General features: G+C 38.1%; 13 protein-coding genes and 2 pseudogenes. 2 read left to right on the top strand and 13 right to left on the bottom strand.

The window, feature by feature from the left end; genetic code table 11:
- Position 1: 1 nt before the first annotated feature.
- From BDE27_RS07075 to BDE27_RS07085, 3 genes and pseudogenes are all read right to left on the bottom strand, one after another.
- Complete coding sequence (locus tag BDE27_RS07075; protein WP_099132197.1) at positions 2-847, bottom strand: TauD/TfdA dioxygenase family protein; 846 nt, start codon at positions 845-847, stop codon at positions 2-4.
- A 605-nt stretch (positions 848-1,452) separates the two neighbouring features.
- Positions 1,453-3,397 (bottom strand): annotated as a pseudogene (locus BDE27_RS07080) (pyridoxal phosphate-dependent decarboxylase family protein).
- A gap of 472 nt (positions 3,398-3,869) precedes the next feature.
- Positions 3,870-4,757: a dimethyl sulfoxide reductase anchor subunit family protein gene (locus BDE27_RS07085; protein ID WP_099132199.1), complete on the bottom strand. Its 888-nt coding sequence runs from the start codon at positions 4,755-4,757 to the stop codon at positions 3,870-3,872.
- Positions 4,758-5,021: 264 nt separating this feature from the next.
- On the opposite strand from BDE27_RS07085, the gene BDE27_RS07090 reads away from it, so the two are divergent.
- Both BDE27_RS07090 and uspE read left to right on the top strand, forming a co-directional pair.
- The gene (locus BDE27_RS07090) at positions 5,022-5,777 is read left to right on the top strand and encodes an FNR family transcription factor (RefSeq protein WP_099132200.1); all 756 of its coding nucleotides are present in this window, start codon (positions 5,022-5,024) and stop codon (positions 5,775-5,777) included.
- A 127-nt stretch (positions 5,778-5,904) separates the two neighbouring features.
- On the top strand, positions 5,905-6,849 hold the full coding sequence (gene uspE, locus BDE27_RS07095; protein ID WP_099132201.1) for a universal stress protein UspE: 945 nt from the start codon (positions 5,905-5,907) through the stop codon (positions 6,847-6,849).
- A gap of 79 nt (positions 6,850-6,928) precedes the next feature.
- On the opposite strand, the gene BDE27_RS07100 is transcribed toward uspE, so the two are convergent.
- The 10 genes and pseudogenes from BDE27_RS07100 to BDE27_RS07145 all read right to left on the bottom strand — a co-directional run bounded on the left by BDE27_RS07100 (position 6,929) and on the right by BDE27_RS07145 (position 17,304).
- On the bottom strand, positions 6,929-7,795 hold the full coding sequence (locus tag BDE27_RS07100) for a 2OG-Fe(II)-dependent halogenase WelO5 family protein (protein WP_099132202.1): 867 nt from the start codon (positions 7,793-7,795) through the stop codon (positions 6,929-6,931).
- A gap of 49 nt (positions 7,796-7,844) precedes the next feature.
- Entirely contained in the window at positions 7,845-8,804 is a 960-nt protein-coding gene (locus BDE27_RS07105; RefSeq protein ID WP_099132203.1) for a fatty acid desaturase family protein, read from the bottom strand.
- A gap of 128 nt (positions 8,805-8,932) precedes the next feature.
- Positions 8,933-10,024, bottom strand: coding sequence for an amidinotransferase (locus BDE27_RS07110; RefSeq protein WP_099132204.1), 1,092 nt, complete (start codon positions 10,022-10,024; stop codon positions 8,933-8,935).
- Positions 10,025-10,175: 151 nt separating this feature from the next.
- Positions 10,176-11,066 carry a DMT family transporter gene (locus BDE27_RS07115; RefSeq protein ID WP_099132205.1) on the bottom strand — a complete coding sequence of 297 codons (891 nt, stop codon included), beginning with the start codon at positions 11,064-11,066 and terminating at the stop codon, positions 10,176-10,178.
- 119 nt (positions 11,067-11,185) lie between these two features.
- A complete protein-coding gene (locus tag BDE27_RS07120; RefSeq protein WP_420882894.1) occupies positions 11,186-12,109 on the bottom strand; it encodes a tyrosine-type recombinase/integrase in 924 nt (307 codons plus the stop codon).
- A gap of 493 nt (positions 12,110-12,602) precedes the next feature.
- Positions 12,603-12,716: pseudogene (locus tag BDE27_RS07125) on the bottom strand (IS1-like element transposase); the annotation flags it as partial.
- On the bottom strand, positions 12,706-13,941 hold the full coding sequence (locus BDE27_RS07130) for an HlyD family secretion protein (protein WP_099132207.1): 1,236 nt from the start codon (positions 13,939-13,941) through the stop codon (positions 12,706-12,708). The gene BDE27_RS07130 and the pseudogene BDE27_RS07125, both read right to left, overlap by 11 nt.
- Positions 13,934-15,385: a TolC family protein gene (locus BDE27_RS07135; RefSeq protein WP_099132208.1), complete on the bottom strand. Its 1,452-nt coding sequence runs from the start codon at positions 15,383-15,385 to the stop codon at positions 13,934-13,936. The genes BDE27_RS07130 and BDE27_RS07135 overlap by 8 nt, the downstream gene beginning before the upstream one ends.
- Positions 15,378-16,574, bottom strand: a complete 1,197-nt coding sequence (locus BDE27_RS07140) for an ABC transporter permease (RefSeq protein ID WP_099132209.1) — start codon at positions 16,572-16,574, stop codon at positions 15,378-15,380. The genes BDE27_RS07135 and BDE27_RS07140 overlap by 8 nt, the downstream gene beginning before the upstream one ends.
- Positions 16,567-17,304: an ABC transporter ATP-binding protein gene (locus BDE27_RS07145; RefSeq protein WP_099132210.1), complete on the bottom strand. Its 738-nt coding sequence runs from the start codon at positions 17,302-17,304 to the stop codon at positions 16,567-16,569. The genes BDE27_RS07140 and BDE27_RS07145 overlap by 8 nt, the downstream gene beginning before the upstream one ends.
- Positions 17,305-17,624 lie beyond the last annotated feature (320 nt).

The raw sequence follows: 17,624 nt of genomic DNA on the forward strand, positions 1-17,624 counted from the left end.
ATCAAATTCCCCCAACAATCCAACCAGGTATTTCAGGTTGGTAAGATGTATCAGGATATATTTTCAATCCTTTGATAAATCTATTTCCGATGAAACATTCACGGCGGTGTAAAAGCTGGCTATTATCATATAGCAGCAAATCCCCTTCTTCCCATTGGTGTGAATAAATATTTTCTGGTGATAAGATCTTATCTAAAATGGATTTTTTGAGAATATCGGAGTTTGGTAAAATTTCTTCATCGCGGAAAAATGCGATAGTATTTTCACTGACATAAACATAACGTTTTTTCGTTTGCACATTTTCAAGAATGACAGGATGGGCAACTGTAATATGAGGCACATTGTCATGTGAGGAAGCAGGCTGGCGAGTAGAATACAAGTTACTCAATACTGACACTTCATCATGGGTAAACGCGAGATGATTTACTGATGTTGAAGCGAAAGATGTATTACCACCGCTAAATTGCACGACTTCACCATATAAGATGCTAACTGAAGCCGGGTTAACCCTAAATTCCTGATCAGAATGCCAATAATCGGTATCATTTCCGGCAAAACCCAGTAGTTCACCTTGACTATCACGAAGATTAGTCAAATAAGCGACATATTTTCGGTTGTCTGACAACGAAATTTTTCTGGCAGGTTCTTCAAGTTTTCCGCTTCCTATCTGTTTTGCAAAATTCACCAGTACTTCATCATCCATCTTTTGATTTTTGAAAATCAACAGCGCATACTTTGATAAGTACAATTTTATTTCTTTATACTCTTCTGATGATAACGCTGAAACATTTTGGCAAGTTATATAAGCACCAAAACTTCCTTTAATAGGCTCAATTATAAGTGACATATATTGTCCCCATAAAAATACTTATTTAGTTAAACATTAAAAATAACCGAAAACAAAATGATATGCATTGTTAAACTTCTCGATTTATCGTTTTTATTTTTAATTATATTAAATATAATTATATGTTCATTTTTTAATGTCTTTAATCTTCAGCAATATCCAATAATATTTTTTATGAACCTTATCTATTAGTTACACTTAATTAATTTATATGAGCGTTTATGAAAATGTTAATAAAATAATCCGACTTAATAATTTAAAGATTAAATTTATAGTCTTATTGAATGCTAATTTAATAGTGCTAATTTTTTCATTTAAACATCAATAACTTCAGTTCGCATTTAAAATACTTATATTTTGTGATAAAAATCACATTATTATGCTTCAAAATTGTTATTTTTTATTTTTCATATAATTACAAAATGATGTTTTCTTATTGATTGATTACATTAGAAAAATAAATAACCAATCGGATATCTTATGAGGAATAAAAGAAAAACATCTGAAATAAAAAAGAGCTTAGGTAAATGTAAGCTCTTTTTTGAGTTAAGAAATCATTTTTCAATTAGTTAAACAATATCGCTGAACATTTAAGCTTGTATTTATTAACCAATAAATGGTACTTCTAGTTCTAATTTAGAACGAAATTTTTTCTCTTCTTCATCAACAACTTGGTTCAATTTTTTAACAAAGATAGCTTGAAGTTGCTGCCAAAACTCTTCAAAGTGCTCTTCATCACGTAAGCAATAAGTCATTACCGCAGCCCGTAGTACATAGATATTGCGTACTTTCTCCCATTCACTACGGCTAAAACCACATTTCTCTGCATAGTGCCACGGTGTATCACCATATTCTTTATAATCTAATATGGTGGATGATGTGAGAAAATCATTGGCATAAGCACGCCCTGTGGAGTATGAGCAAAGCTCGTATAGACGCTTGTTAAGTGCATTATGATTGCTTAGGCTTTCGCTGCCGATTTCTTTGAACGTAAAGTTGATCATATGGAAATCAGGGGATGGAAAGATATGTACTTCAAATTGATGTTTACCGATTTCTATTGACGGTAAGTTTGCCAATTTATTCAACAACCTGTGTGCTGTGACGATACCAGCCGCAATTATTTTTCCATATCCATTAATATTCAAAGGTAACAAACGATGAGCAGCCCAAAGTGCCGCTGCTGTTGCTCCCGATTTTGAACCTTCCATGATGGATGAACCAAGAATTCCCCGATTGATGGTATTTGTTTTATCATCATGATCTTCAAACACATATGCCGCATGTGAAGAGATCAATTCGAGAATGCGCTTGTCTTTCATGCAGACAGCGCCCGCTGCATATTGAATGAAGCCAACTTTATGCGGATCCACAGTAATCGAGTCTACTTCTTTCAATGCCTTGAAGCTTTGGTAAACTTCCGGTTTTGGCCAACTGATATTTTCCGGCATGATCCCCACCGAACGGTGGTAACTAGCCAGCTCATCATATTCTACAAATTCCCCCTGCTCATTCAGGAGCATGGAACACGCATATCCTGCATAGGCAGCATCAACGTGAATATAGAATGATTCGCCATAACGTTCCTCACACTCTTTCCTCAACGCAATGACTTCATCAATCCGATCAATGGCTCCAACTTCAGTCGTTCCCACCACGGCAATCATTGCCAAGATTGGTTCACCTTGTTCAATTAATTCAAAGGTGATTTTTCGCATTTGGGCAATGTCAGTTTGATAGTTCTCATTTACAGGTAATGGAATAATGTTTTCTTGACCAATACCAAAAATATCTGCAGCTTTCATCCAAGAATAGTGCTTGGATTGTGGAACCAGTAATTTACCTAGAATTTCTGCTTTAACTCCCGTACCACGGCATGTCATATCGCGAATTTCTTCAAATAGTCCGCGTTCTTGCAGTTCGGTAATAAGATCCAAAAGTTCAGCGGTTGGCATATTTTTCAATTGCCGGGACGTTTTATGTTCGATTAGATCTTTTGCTTTAGGATGTTGAGATATAGCAAAAGGCAATGTTTTTTAAATTCCTGGCTACCCATAAACCTTCATAATTAGCTACTGTGCCACCAGAAGTAATATGCCCCCAGGATTTCTGTGGGTCATAACCAAACATGCGGCAGAGATCTAATCCTGATTCAAGCTCTAATTCTGTTGTTGTCGGGGATGCTTCATAACTACAGTTATTCGGGTTGTACATCATGGCCATAACGTAGGCAAGATTAGAAACCATTAAGGTATCACTACTGATATGACCAAGGTAACGAGGAGAAAAGAAAGGAATAGATGTGTTTTTCAGTTTTGCTGACAGCTGATTTAAGATCCCTTCTGTACGATAAAGCGTTTCTCTATAGTTATGCTCATAGCGAGCAACGGATGTGACTAAAGTTGAATCTTCGGGATGAAAACCAGAACGCCAATGTAAATGTTCGCTCACTGCATAATCCATCATCTCTCTAAAAAAAACAGCGTTTTCTGATTTTGGTCCCAAAAACAATGCATCTACATTTAAATTAGGATGAAATGGTTTAGTCATGATCATGTAACCTTTTAATTGATTCTTTTTGTCTTGTCTTAAATTAAATATTTATAAAATTATTAATAGATTTGTTTTTATTTTCTGTTTTAACAACAAATGTCTTGCGGAGGTGATAACCCCCCCACAGTAACTAACTGAAAATAATTGTTTGATTTTCGATCACTGCAATTGCATAAAAAGCATTCTGCAATATTATGCCGAATAAATCTATTTTATATAGATATAAAACATAATTCTTGGAATATTAATAATAAGTTAATAATTAACTTTAATTTTGTGCGCTACCACAAAGAAATGAAAATAATACCTCATAGTATCCAATTGCAAATATTACCATTGAAATTATAAGGTATGTTACTTTCATGCATAACGTAAACCGTGACGTTGTCACAGTTTGCGTTATGTTGAGAGAAGAGTGAAAAGAACTAGGATAATCAATTGAGATAGTATGAATTATCTATCATATGTTTCACATAATAAAAAATGTATATTGATTGATCACTTCTGCAACAAACATGATGGCTGCTCCGATGGGAATAGAATAGTTATTGTTAATCAATGGATTATCTCTTGTTTTCCATAGGGAATAAGTCCAGATTATCATTGCAATAATATACAAACACCATGAAAGCATTCTTAATCCAAAGGCGCTTTTGATATTGAATTCAGCTCGATGTGGAAAAATAACATTATCATTAACGATTGTGATTTCCGATAGCCACTCCATATAGGCTGGTTGCTCAATCAGTCGCATGGTAACGCTAATGAAAACAACCAGCAAAGCAGCCATTACTAATTTGATAGGTAATATTCCTCGAAGATATTTTCCTAGTGGATAGGAAATAAATGACAGCGCCAATGCAGGCCCTAACGTAAATACTGCGCTATAGAATAAAAAATAGGTGTTAATGTTTGCCCAAGTAATCATAGCGCTATTAACATAAATAATTGCCATATAATAAAGATCAATTAAACCAATAACCCCAATTGCCAGCATAATATAAAAATATGCGCGTTTTGTGATCACAAAAAAAAGTGTGTATAAGACCAGCAAACCAAAATAGATGACAGCAAAAATTGTTTCTATGTTTACCCATTCATGTATTATGTTCTGCAAAGTGTGATAAACGCTGAATGGGTATTCTATAATGTTCAAAGAAGCAGCTAACCCTATCCCTGCCAATGCGCTACTGACTAGTAATGTTCTTAGTAATATTTTTTGCACAAAAATGGTCACTGAATGTTGCCATGTGTTTAATTCATGCTTAATCCAGTAAGTATAAAGCCCGCTCATCAAGACAAGCCCCACCGAGCTCTGTACTATCATTGTAAATGCAATTAATAACCATTCACTCATGTCACAACCCTATTCCATCTATCTGTAACCAAATAACATCATTTATGCGTATTATATCCATATATTATTAATTTAATTTCAGTTTGATTGAGATATTATATTGAATAGCTAAAATTTTACGCAAGTTCAACGTTAATACAAAAAAATTTTATCTTTCCACCAGTGATGATAAATACCGCGATTAATGGCAGTATCTTGCTCTTATCAGAGCAACCTAAATATGTTAAATTTACACATATCAATCACTTCTAATGAGCATTCCCTATGATCCCGGAAAAACATATTATTCGTCGGATTCAATCTGGTGGTTGTGCAATCCACTGTCAGGATTGTAGCATTAGCCAGCTTTGCATTCCTTTCACCTTAAATGAACATGAACTGGATCAGCTTGATAACATCATTGAACGTAAGAAACCTATCCAGAAAGGGCAAACGTTATTTAAGGCCGGTGATGCACTAAAATCACTCTACGCCATCCGCTCTGGGACCATCAAAAGCTATACTATTACCGAAGAAGGTGATGAACAAATTACAGGTTTCCACCTTGCTGGTGATTTAGTTGGATTTGACGCCATCATTAATACTGAACATCCAAGCTTTGCCCAGGCTTTGGAAACTTCAATGGTATGTGAAATCCCATTTGAAACGCTGGATGACCTTTCTGGAAAAATGCCTAATCTCCGCCAGCAAATGATGCGTTTGATGAGTGGAGAAATCAAAGGTGACCAGGAAATGATCCTACTGCTTTCCAAAAAGAACGCAGAAGAGAGATTGGCTGCTTTTATTTACAACCTGTCACGCCGCTTTTCACAACGCGGCTTCTCACCTCGTGAATTCCGCCTTACTATGACACGCGGTGATATTGGTAATTACTTAGGCTTGACTGTTGAGACAATTAGTCGCCTGCTTGGCCGCTTCCAGAAAAATGGAATTTTAGCTGTCAAAGGTAAATATATTGCAATCGAAGATATGAATAAATTGACAGAGTTGGCTGGCAAATCCCCTGCTAATGCGTCCTAACGTTAGTTAAATTTTAGGCCAGATCACTATATTTTGCTGATCTGGCTTACTCTTATCCTGTTATAGTTGTTTATATTGGTTTATCTTCTGTACGAAAGAGGCATTCAGACTCTGCGAGGAACTCAATATGGCAAACTACCAAAACCTCTTGGTTGCAATTGACCCTAATCAGGATGATCAGCCCGCATTAAGGCGCGCAGTCTATATCGTGCAACGCAGTGGTGGGCAGATTAAAGCGTTTTTACCTATTTATGACTTTTCATATGAAATGACCACCTTACTTTCTCCAGAAGAAAGAAATGCTATGCGAAAAGGTGTCATAGGCCAACGGGTCGCTTGGATAAAACAGCAAGCCCATTACTACCTTGAATCAGGCATTGATATTGAGATCAAAGTGGTTTGGCATAATCGTCCTTATGAAGCCATCATTCAAGAAGTTATTACTGGAAATCACGACTTATTATTGAAAATGACACATCAACATTCCCGATTGGAATCGATTATTTTTACTCCACTTGACTGGCATCTGTTACGTAAGTGCCCTTGCCCAGTCTGGATGGTAAAAGATCAAGTATGGCCAGAAAATGGTTCTGCTGTTGTTGCTGTCAATTTATCTAATGAAGAACCTTACCATAATGAATTGAATCTGAAATTGGTGCGTGAGACACAAGAACTTGCCAATCGAATTGTAAAAGACCCGCTGATCCATCTCGTTAGCGCTTATCCAGTCGCGCCTTTAAATATTGCAACTGAATTACCTGACTTTGACCCTAATGTGTATAACCAGGCGTTGCGCGGCCAACATTTGATCGCCATGAAAGAGTTGAGACAGAAATTCTATATTGATGAGCAGCAAACTCACGTTCATGAAGGTATACCAGAAAAAGTCATCCCTGAAATATGTGATGAACTCAATGCTGGTGTGGTTGTTTTAGGTATTCTTGGTCGAACTGGGTTATCAGCCGCATTTCTTGGCAATACTGCCGAACATGTCATCGATCAACTAAGATGTGATTTGTTGGCTATAAAGCCTGATGGTTTTGTTTGCCCAATCAAGATAGATGTAGAGTAACGTACTTAGTCGTTGATAGATTGCCCGAATTTCATTTCGGGCAGTCTCACGTCATATCATCGACAATATTTTTCAGAACTTATGTCCACCAAATAAGATCGCCATCTTCGTGACGTCCCATAAAGCATGTAATGAGTAGCCGTTTTTTCTGCAATTGATTGGCATTTCCAGTTAAAACAGCATGTATCAAATTGCCATTTAGTAAAATTAAATCCCCTGGGGCTATATCAATGACCATACTCTCATGTTCTTCGAGTAGATCTGTAGGATAAGGAAAACCACTGTGGATGAGTCCAAGAGCAGAACGAGATTCCATATCAGGGTCAATATTCCACACTTTCAATTGCCCGCCCCCTTGTGGGACTTCCGCATAAAAATTGACGGCCATGACACGCTTGACACTCTGAATCTCAAAATCATTTTGTCGAGGATCGCTAAGTTGAGCTAAATCATCGTGAGGTAATAACAAAAACTCTCCTGAATTATTCCAGTAGACTGCTTTGACATCACCAGCAGGCGTTCCTTGATACATGGCTGGCCGAACCTGTAATAAGTTTTCTGACTGCGAGTCATTTAATTGCGCTATAAAATACGCCTGAGGATTAAGCGTCCCCTGAAAAAGTTGAGTAATTGCTGGACGAAAATATTCAACCTCTTTGAAATACTCAAGCGTTGTTTTTTCTATGTGAGAAGCACCAAGGAAATACCCCTCTACTCCATCTATTCCGTCACCATATCGGGGTTTTCTTGCTGTAGATAACCAAAAATTATCAATGATTTTTTGTCGTTGTTCCCACGGTAAGAAATGACGGATTCGACATGCTGCAAGATGACCATCTAGAAGAGCATCAACAGCACTTTTTTCTATGCGGCCTTCAGTTTCATGTATAACAAATTCTGACTCTTCCAGCTTCACTCCTGAGAGTGATAAATTTTTGTGCGTCATGACTATTCCTTCAATATATTAAATTATATTTCGTTTAATTTATTTTTGGTTATTTTGGAATTCTCGCTTTTATCTCTTGAGTTTTATGTAACATTTTCCGTTTCCTATGCAAAAAGCCTACAATTGCAGGAACAGGACTTACTATTCTCTCCTGTTCTTTAAACTTAGAAGCATATCTTTCCCGCAATTTAGGCAGAAGACTCCAGTGTGTGCTACCTGAAATATGGTGTTCTTGATGGTGACCATCATTAAATGTTAATAAGTTGTACAATCTCCCATAATAACTGACTGAATTGGAAAATTGATTTTCTGGATTTGCTCCATAATGTTCATAATAGTTTTGAATATTAACAAAAATAAAAGCGACTAATAACGATGGTAAATAACAAAGCAATGTCCATTGCCAAGATAAGATAAAGAAAAAAACTAGTCCAACAAACATAGCAAGCCGATCCAAACGCAATTGGATAAGTTCTTTCTTCTTATTAATTTCAATTTTTGAAATTAATTTTTCAAAACCACGATCATATTGACTGAAAGGTTTTCTCCATGAAAATATTGCCCATAACATATGAGGAATTATTTTATAAAGGGTATTGAATCCACCTAAGATAGCATAATTCAATAATGTATTATGTTTCCCATCTTTACCACCCAAAAATGTTGACGAACTATCCTGAATAGGATCACTATTATCATTATGATATTTATGGTGATTTCTAACATGTGTAAATTTATAAGCTTGGATTGATTGCCCTATATTGATAGAGTTGAGCATAGAAACAAAACCATTCATAGTTGGCGATATAAACCATGGCGTATGACTAAAGAAATGTGAAATCACTATAATATTGTATGTGGCTATAAATGAAAGAATAGCCATATTAAATAGCCAATTTGAAATTGAAAAACCACTCCAATATAATGCCAACATTATACTTACAATGATATTTAACAAGCTAAAAATAAACATGATGGAATCTTTAGTGGAATATTTCCAGATTTTCATATTTACCTCATTGTGAAAATTTCAACAGTGAATATACTTTGACATTAATACTTAATTGTACAAAATATGATGATTTATTTTTCAATATATTCACTGTCAATGATTTTTTATTAGGGGTTTGTTGATTATTAAAAATAAGATTGCAAACTGCCTCGGCGCCTGACATCTAATGTTGCACAATGAAAAGAACCACCAAAGCTATTGAAGTTTCTGAAATTACAAGGGATAGGCGTGAACCCCCAACGTTTCATTGCGGCTATCATGGGTTCATCTTGCTTTTCTACGATCACTCGATTTTCATCCAACATTAGGATATTCATATTAATCCATTTACTGGTCATATATAAAGGATGAGAATCTGGAATAATCGGTTTTGGTGCATGTAATACGTCCCAGCCTTTAAATAACTCTGGAATTTTCGATACTTTTTCAGGGTTAATCAGTAACTTCCCTGGTGCAATAGGAACAAAAGTTGCGTCAATATGCATTGGGTTTGGATCATCAAATTCAAAAACATGTATACGATATTCATCTCCAATATGTCTTCTTAGCCATTCAATTCCAAAATCATTTGTTACATGGCTTTTCTGAGCAATTATATCTCTGCCACAACGATAAAAATCAGCCGCGTCAAAAGTGGGTTCAAACTCTGTTATTGCAAGAACGAATTTTTGTTGTTCTATACTCTCTTTTTCCCAATTAAAATTATATTGTTCATCAGTCAATTGCGGTTTAGGGGCAGCACTCCATTTAGCACCAGCCTTAAAATATTCTTTCAGCAAAGATTTATAGGCCGATGCTTCAAAATAACGAGAACGCCATGCCAATGGGCATTCGATAATATTATCACCAATAACAAAAAGTATATCCCTAGGCATGGCACAATATAATCCTGTACTTGCCCATCCTGGTGCACCGAATACTTGTGATTGATCTTGAGCATCAGGACGACGAACTTTGACTCCTTCACTTGCAAGAATATGAACAAATTCTTCTAACTCTCTAGAAGCTGCTTCAATACGTTCTTTAGGAAAAGAACGTCCCGCATTCCTTTGGAAATTAACAACCTGATTATCTGGTAATACAGGTTCTAGTGCCATATGCCATGTAGGAAACCTGGCACCATCAACAATACCAACAATCACTTCTTCAAGTGGATCCCACTCGGTAAATGCATTGACGGGTGACTTAGGTGATTCTAAATGAGATAATTTTTTCATGTTGCCCCCCATTTTGTTATTTAATGTTATTCATTATTTCCGCCTGTTGAGATTAATCAAATTTTAAAAATTAGCAACTCTGGTGATCTTTAGTTATTTTATTATTGTTAGCCTGCAACATAATAATCCATATAAATAGTAATGATTTTAGTCATTTGAATTTATTTGAAATTATTAATTTCATTTGCTTTTTTTTACGAAAAACCAGAGCCAAACCGGTTATTATCGCGAACATCCCAATGATACTTAAAATAGATAACGCATTACCTAAAAATAAGTAATCCATTATTGCTGTTACCCCTGGAACAAGGTAAAACAAACTAGTGACATTAACTAAATTACCTGTTCTGATAAGTCTATAAAGTAATAATTGAGCTACTACAGAAATCACTAAACCAAGCCATAATGCAGGTACAATAAAACCAATGACAGGTTCAATATGGAAGGGTTTGAAAGGTATAAATAACAGGCAAAGCAATAAACTTACACCATATTGTAATGGTAATACTTCGGAGGGCGCTTGCTGGATTTGTTTCTGAAAGATGGCTCCGATGCTCATACAAGTCAGTGCAGCTAAAGCAAAAAAAGTCCCTGAAAAAGAAAACTTCGTCAAAACCAATCCTTGAAATACAACAAGCACTAATCCGATGAACGACAGGAACAATCCTATTAAACGGCGAGCTGTGAAATTTCTTTCCATCACCCAAAGTGTAATAATTGGCTGAATCCCCATTACCGTAGCCAAGATGCCGGGGGTTATTCCATTTTCTAACGCCAGAAAATAAAAAATCGAATATCCTCCAATGATCAATAATCCCACCGCAGCAACTTTATTCCTACTCCCATAAGCTGGAAGGAAACGTTTTTTGAACATGCAGAATGCTAACAAAAATAGAAATGCAATCGCAAAACGCACCGCCAAAATAGCAAAAGAAGAACTATGATCCAATCCCCAACGAGAAAAGATTGCGCCACTACTCCATAATAAAACGAAAAGGGAAGTTGAACCGTAAGCACTCCAAAGTGTTGTTTTTGAGGCCATACAAATACACCTGTCATAGTTATTTAAGAAAGGTAAATAATTAACATTGAATGAAGCAATCTGTCGAACAATATTTATTTGCTCGCAAAAATAGAGCAGTATAACGGCGATCTTCCCTGTCAAAAATTCAGATTTCTGGCGGCATTTCTTAGACGTTCATCTCCACGTCGATCATACTTTTGGGTTGTCGTAATGCTTGAATGTCCCATCGCATCTTTGACGGTTACGATATCTTCACCATTGTCCAGCATGGCTGACGCAAAAGTCCTGCGCAGATCATGCGGGGCAAATTTTTCCAATCCGCTTTCTATTCTGCGTGTTTCAAGAATGTGATAGATGGCTTGATCTGATAAACGGTTATCAGTGACATCATCATGACGACGAATTCGGGTAAAAAGTGGGCCAGAATGATCTCCACGCACTTCATCTACCCAACGATTTAAACGTTCCCATGTTCCTTCCGGCATATAGGACAACCGCTCTTTATTACCTTTTCCCATCACTCTTAATGCTTGCTCGCGACGAATAATGTGCTTCATATCGAGTGAAACAATTTCTGAACGACGAAGCCCGCACCCCACAAGCACACCAATGATAGCTGCATCACGTAACCCTTTTGTGCTGATATCATTTTCGCAGGTAAAGAATAAAGTTTTTATTTCATAACGCTCAAGTGCCCTGCCCTTTGGCAATCGATTTCCTCTGACAGATCGCACCTGTTTTATATGTTGAAAATTGTCGGTGTCGAGTTTTTGCATTGACCATGCTTCCAACGCAACTCCTTTCAAGGCAGAAAGATAAATATTAATTGTTGCGGGAGCTTTACCCGAATCTGAAAGCATTTCCATAATTGCTTGAACATGGTGGCGACGAAGTGCTTGCCAAGTACAGTCTTGTACATTTTGGTATCCCAACATTTTTGCCACTATATCCAGAAATGATTTCATAGTTTGGCGACTGCGTTTTGAACCAAGGCTGACAAGATAGGCAATTGCGGGATTGTCATATATCTGTCTTCCCGCTGCTGGCAGCGACATCAGCATACCCTGTTCTTGTTGAGAATCGTTCGGCACAATCAATGATTGTTTATCTCTGTTATTTTCATGGTCGAACGGAACAGACATTTTCATTTTCCTTATGGTTTATTTTTGTTCAATTTGGAGGGGCTTTGATAGTTGCGCTCTGTAAAAATTACGGCTAATTACCCACGCCATCTTATTCAATGAATCTTACTTTTTCAAATGTATATTTTAATAAGTAGAAGGGTTGTGATAAAAATCACTTAACTAATCACGCATAACCATTTGATATTGTTGTATTATTTTCAGATCACAAAAACTGCTGGGTCAGCGTAGTTTGTTTTGATTGTTTGTTTTGATTAGGAGATCAGCCTATTTTGGGGTAAAAATTATTTTACTCGCAGGGCAATTATCTGACTTGATGCTATATGTAATTGCACAGGTATAACAGTCCAGACTACAACCTTCCCCAGCCATCCATTGATTGCCGCCTGCATTTGGCGGGGATTTACAGGTAAGCACGGTCAGTATCACAAATACTTGAGTTGTTCATAGCAAGATCAACGACTTGTTCTTTTATACCCGCCTGACACGCTCGATAGGCGTATACGGCTGAAAAATCAACGCGGCAGTGCAATAAATCCCTCTTCTAGCCCATGGACCTCTATACCTTCTGGCATAGCTTCCCCAACGGTTATCTGACGGGATATAGCCTGACGTTTTAAATCCGGGCGCCAATTTATTGTTAATTGTCCATTGCTAGCGCGAGTTAGCGCTGCTTCTGGTACAACAATTCCTTGTTCATTGCGATAAATAACAATATTGACTTTGGCACTCATTCCAGGTCTGATGGGATGACTTTGATTCATGGATGAAGTCACTTTAATCACAACATCATAATAAATTGCTGATCCTGGTTTATCCGTACTCACGCTTTGCATCGCAATGGTTTCAATTTCTCCATCCAGAGGGTTCTCAGAAAACCCTTCACCACTGATTTTTACTGCCTGCCCTTCTTTAATTTTGGCGAGATCGGTTTCTTCTACCTGCGCCAGTACCTGATATTGGGTTGTGTCCATAATTTCCAGCAATGGCATCCCTTCGGTCACTCTAACTCCTGTCTGAATCGTCAAGAGTTTCTTACTTTCTCCCTGTGCAGCCCTAAGTATGACACCCGAAAATGGCGCTTTGATTTCTTTATGCAAGTATTGTTCTTGTAACGCCTGATAACGGCTTGTTGCATTCTGAAGCTCCATTTCTGCAACGCGCACGTTATTAATGTTTCCTTTTTGTCGAATGGATGCAAGATCGTCCTGTACTGAAGCAAGTTCCGTTAGTTGTCGGCGAAGTTGCTGCTGGAGGGTTTCCACTTCCATTTTTGGCACAATGCCCCGTGAAAACAGAGCTTGTGTTTTGGTGAGATTATTTTTCAGTTCTATAACCATATGGTTTGCATTTTCAACATTTCTTCTGGCCCGGATCACTTCCTGGCTGTTCTCCCAGTCATGTAATTGGTCAACGACTGATGAGGCTTTGATCATCTCAACTTGCGCTTGCCGAAGCTCAATATCAATCTTTCGGGTATCAAGCGTAACTAATGCCTGACCAGCTTTCACCCACTGCCCTTCTTTGACCAAAACTTGTTTAATAATTGCATCAAATGGAGCGGGTATGGTTTCAAGACGTGCGGATTGTAGGTGACCAACCAAGCCAAGTCGTTTTTCTATAACAGCTTGTTTTACCTCAATCCATTGTACTGACTCCTGAGCTGGCGATTGCTTTAAGGATAAAAAGGTAAAAAAACAAGCCACAACAACAAGTATGCCAGCAATGGCCCATCGATAACGTTTAATCATTGAGTGTTATCTCCCAACTTTCCAGTGTTGTGCCAAGAAGGTGATCCAGTTCAGCCTGAGCATTGAGATACTGAATAAGTGTATTCAGGCGTGCATTTTCGGCATTTCTTAGGTCGGTTTCAAAACTCAGAACTTGAAAGTTGCTGGATAGGCCAGCCTGTAATTTTTCCTGTTCAATTTCGAGTTTTTTCTGAGAAAGTGAACTGGCTTTTATCGCTAATTGATATTCCTGCCAGCGTGATTCTGTATCACGAATTGCATTGATTATTTTTTGTTCCAAATTTGTTTTTGCCTCTTCCAGGTGTAAGGCTTGTTTCTGGACATTTACTTTAGCTTGAACTTCTGCTTGTTTCTGGGTCATATCTCCGATTGGAATATCCAGTTTTATACCTACAAAATTTTCCCAGTTTCGGGTTTCAGAAGATGATGAACGTTGCTGAGATACACCGCCAACCAATGATAAATCCCACAGCCGATTATTTCGGGCTTGCAATAATTGAATGTCTGCTGTTTTTGCAGAAAGTAATTGAATAAGGTAATCAGGCTGTTGTGCTTGCGCCTTTGCAATTGATTGTTCGATATTCAGACTTATATGCGTTCCTTTTAGCGTATCTGTAGCATAGATGGGAGTTTTATGGTTTAGAGCGAGTAACTTAAGTAATGCCAGCTTCGTGGAATGTACATTATTTTCTGCCTCTTTTGCCGAAAGCTCCTGCATGGCCAGATCAGCCTGCGTTTGTATTATATCTGTCTGGGCCATCCTGCCTGCATCAATCAACTCTTTATTAATCTCGACTAATTTTTGCATACGCTTAAGGGAAGCGACTGATAATGATTGTTGCTCCTGAGCACGGAGTAACGCATGGTATGCGAAGATAATTTGCGTGATTGAATCGGAAATAGTCGCTTTTAAATTCAGTCGATTGATTTGTTCCTGGAGTTTAGCCAATAAGATCGGAGCATTATTAACATCGGTTCCTGCTCCTCGTAAGAGAGGCTGTATCACAGTAATACTTGCACCATCATTGTGAAAGTTATTTACCCTAGATCTCGTGTTTTCACGAGCCCAAGAAAGAGTAAAACTCGTTCCCAAAGGAGTAAGCAGTGTGGCATTCGGGGAAAGGTCAGTTTTCCTGAAAGTTGCATCCTGATTTTTGCCCGCAGTGTAACGCCCGCTTAGCTGTAGCTTTGGTGTAAATCGATCTTCTGCCACCCGTAAATCAAATTTCTGGGCGATACGATCCAGATAAACACTACGTATCGCATAGTTATTTCTTAAACCAAGCGATATTGCATCACTTAACGACAAGCCTATAGTCTCTCCTGAGGCTTCCCACCGCAAACTGTAATCAGGTTTTCGTTCCTGTTCAGATACAGGCAGTCCTGTTTGAGGAAAAAGGAGAAACAAGGTCAGAGAGCCATAAAGAAAATATTTTTTAATCATCACGTAATGCCTGTACGGGTTCCATTTGAGAGGCTTTATGTGCGGGATAAAAACCGGAGATAAGTCCCGCCATGATTGAACTACCTATCCCTAGAGGAATAGATAAAGGGGCTAAAGAAAATGACCAGCCAGAATAAAGGACAAAAAGAAAGGAGACGATAATACCTGTCAGTGTACCAAGGATTGCACCGGCTAAAGTCAATGCAGCGGCTTCATACAAAAAAAGGCGCCGGATATCCTGAGTTCTTGCGCCTAAAGCCATACGTAACCCGATCTCTTTTCGTCGGGCTGAAACGTTCATCAACATCACATTTGAAATTGCAATGCCGCCGGTAAGCAGCGAAATTCCCGCCAACCCGATCAACATAAAAGAAAAGGTTTTACTTTGTTCTGTCTGCCCTTTCAGTAATTGCTGGGCTACCCGAACATCAATATCAACCGCCGGAAACTTGTGTTTGAGCAACGCCAATAAATCCTTCGCATCGCTCTCTGTGGTTGCGGTCGTTATAGTGCGAGCGATGATGCCATTCAGATCGGTATTAGGTGAGATTTTCCGCATGGCATTGATAGGTGCAATCATCACCGAATCCAACGAAAAAGGAAAGATAGGGTTTTGCCCTTTTATATCGAAAATGCCAATCACGGTGTATAAATAATTGCCAAGCTGAATCTGCTTGCCAAGTATACGGGATGGCTCCCCTTCACCAAGGGTAACGGCGACTTCATTACCAATAACCACATAAGGAGAGTGCTGATCATAATCAGTGATAAATCGGCCATAACGAAGTCGCAATTGCATGACTTCTTCAAGTTCCGCAGAGGAGCCTATCATGGTAAACGTTTCTGTTTTTCCGTTATAGCGCCCAGGAGAAGGATAATAGATCCAGGGGGCGGCGGAAGATAAACCAGGAATCGCTGTTGTCAGGTCGGCCATTTTAATTGACTGATTATCAACGCCATGATTATAGGAGTTCAAGTCTGCTGTAATGACATTGATATCAAGCCCGCTGAACATCTTCAACGCAGCAAGTGTAGCGTTATGTCCGGTATTAACAAATGCCACAACAGAAGCGCAACCAATAGCAATACCCGATAAAGCAAGTAGAGTACTTCTCCCCGTTGCCATTAAATTACGCCAGGCTTCTCTCCAGATCATTAATATCGACATGCCATAGTTGCTATCATGCATGTATTGTCATCCCTCTGGTTTCATGCAACTGACCGTCAATAATGCGTAATTCGCGCTGCATATGGTTCGCAACCATAGCATCATGGGTTATTACGACCAGCGTCATCGCTTTGTCTGTATGAAGGGAAGAAAGTAGCAATAAAATTTCTTCTGCGGTTTGGCGATCCAGATTACCGGTAGGTTCATCAGCCAGCAGTAACGAAGGTTCTCCGGCCAACGCTCTGGCGAGCGCCACTCGTTGTCGCTGCCCGCCGGATAGATCTGCCGGATAATGAGCTACACGATGTGATAGACCAACCAAATGTAGTTTTTCTCTGGCAATTTTATAGGCTTGTGAGGCAGAAATACCGCGGTAAAGAAGTGGCAGAGCAACGTTTTCTGTCGCTGTCATTCCAGCTAACAAATGAAAACTTTGAAAAACAAAACCAATTTCTTTATTGCGCATTCTGGCTCTGAGGTCAGTATCTGCTGTTGACATATCAACACCACAAAGAAAATACTCACCTGAGGTGGGCTTATCCAGTAAGCCAAGGATATTCAATAAGGTGCTTTTACCTGAACCTGATGTTCCGACAATAGCACAGCTTTGACCAGCATAAATTTGTGCCGTTATATTTTTTAGAATCGGGACTTCCCCCTCTCCACCCTGTTGATAAACACGGGTTAATCGCTGCATATTGATAACCGGCGATATTGGTATTGTGGGATAAATCGAATTTATAGTATCCATTATTTTTATAATATCCCCTTGCTTTAATATCTATCTTTATAAAATAGATCCAATTTTCAACTTAATTAATAAGCGGATAATTAGATTGCATTAAATAAATATTGTTATTGTACATGACATTGCAATTACCAATAATTTATTCTCCTCATGAAAATAATAGCCAAATAATTATTGATCATAAATTATGATAATAGAGATTATATTTCTAATCCAGAATATAAAAATACAATCAGTTTCTAAATTTTGAAATTGCAATATCGCCAGGTGGTGATTTAGATTTAGCGTGCGTTATCAAGTAAGACGTTATCAGTAATATATTT

The sequence above is a fragment of the Xenorhabdus ehlersii genome (genome assembly GCF_003610465.1).
GTDB classification, from domain to species: Bacteria; Pseudomonadota; Gammaproteobacteria; order Enterobacterales; family Enterobacteriaceae; genus Xenorhabdus; species Xenorhabdus ehlersii.

What these genes read in the sequence shown, in the direction of transcription:
- BDE27_RS07145 (WP_099132210.1), bottom strand. Translation starts at nt 17,304, where the DNA reads ATGGATACTATAAATTCGATTTATCCCACAATACCAATATCGCCGGTT.
- BDE27_RS07085 (WP_099132199.1), bottom strand. Translation starts at nt 4,757, where the DNA reads ATGAGTGAATGGTTATTAATTGCATTTACAATGATAGTACAGAGCTCG.
- BDE27_RS07140 (WP_099132209.1), bottom strand. Translation starts at nt 16,574, where the DNA reads ATGCATGATAGCAACTATGGCATGTCGATATTAATGATCTGGAGAGAA.
- BDE27_RS07120 (WP_420882894.1), bottom strand. Translation starts at nt 12,109, where the DNA reads ATGCTGATGTCGCTGCCAGCAGCGGGAAGACAGATATATGACAATCCC.
- BDE27_RS07105 (WP_099132203.1), bottom strand. Translation starts at nt 8,804, where the DNA reads ATGAAAATCTGGAAATATTCCACTAAAGATTCCATCATGTTTATTTTT.
- BDE27_RS07115 (WP_099132205.1), bottom strand. Translation starts at nt 11,066, where the DNA reads ATGGCCTCAAAAACAACACTTTGGAGTGCTTACGGTTCAACTTCCCTT.
- BDE27_RS07100 (WP_099132202.1), bottom strand. Translation starts at nt 7,795, where the DNA reads ATGACGCACAAAAATTTATCACTCTCAGGAGTGAAGCTGGAAGAGTCA.
- uspE (WP_099132201.1), top strand. Translation starts at nt 5,905, where the DNA reads ATGGCAAACTACCAAAACCTCTTGGTTGCAATTGACCCTAATCAGGAT.
- BDE27_RS07110 (WP_099132204.1), bottom strand. Translation starts at nt 10,024, where the DNA reads ATGAAAAAATTATCTCATTTAGAATCACCTAAGTCACCCGTCAATGCA.
- BDE27_RS07075 (WP_099132197.1), bottom strand. Translation starts at nt 847, where the DNA reads ATGTCACTTATAATTGAGCCTATTAAAGGAAGTTTTGGTGCTTATATA.
- BDE27_RS07090 (WP_099132200.1), top strand. Translation starts at nt 5,022, where the DNA reads ATGATCCCGGAAAAACATATTATTCGTCGGATTCAATCTGGTGGTTGT.
- BDE27_RS07135 (WP_099132208.1), bottom strand. Translation starts at nt 15,385, where the DNA reads ATGATTAAAAAATATTTTCTTTATGGCTCTCTGACCTTGTTTCTCCTT.
- BDE27_RS07130 (WP_099132207.1), bottom strand. Translation starts at nt 13,941, where the DNA reads ATGATTAAACGTTATCGATGGGCCATTGCTGGCATACTTGTTGTTGTG.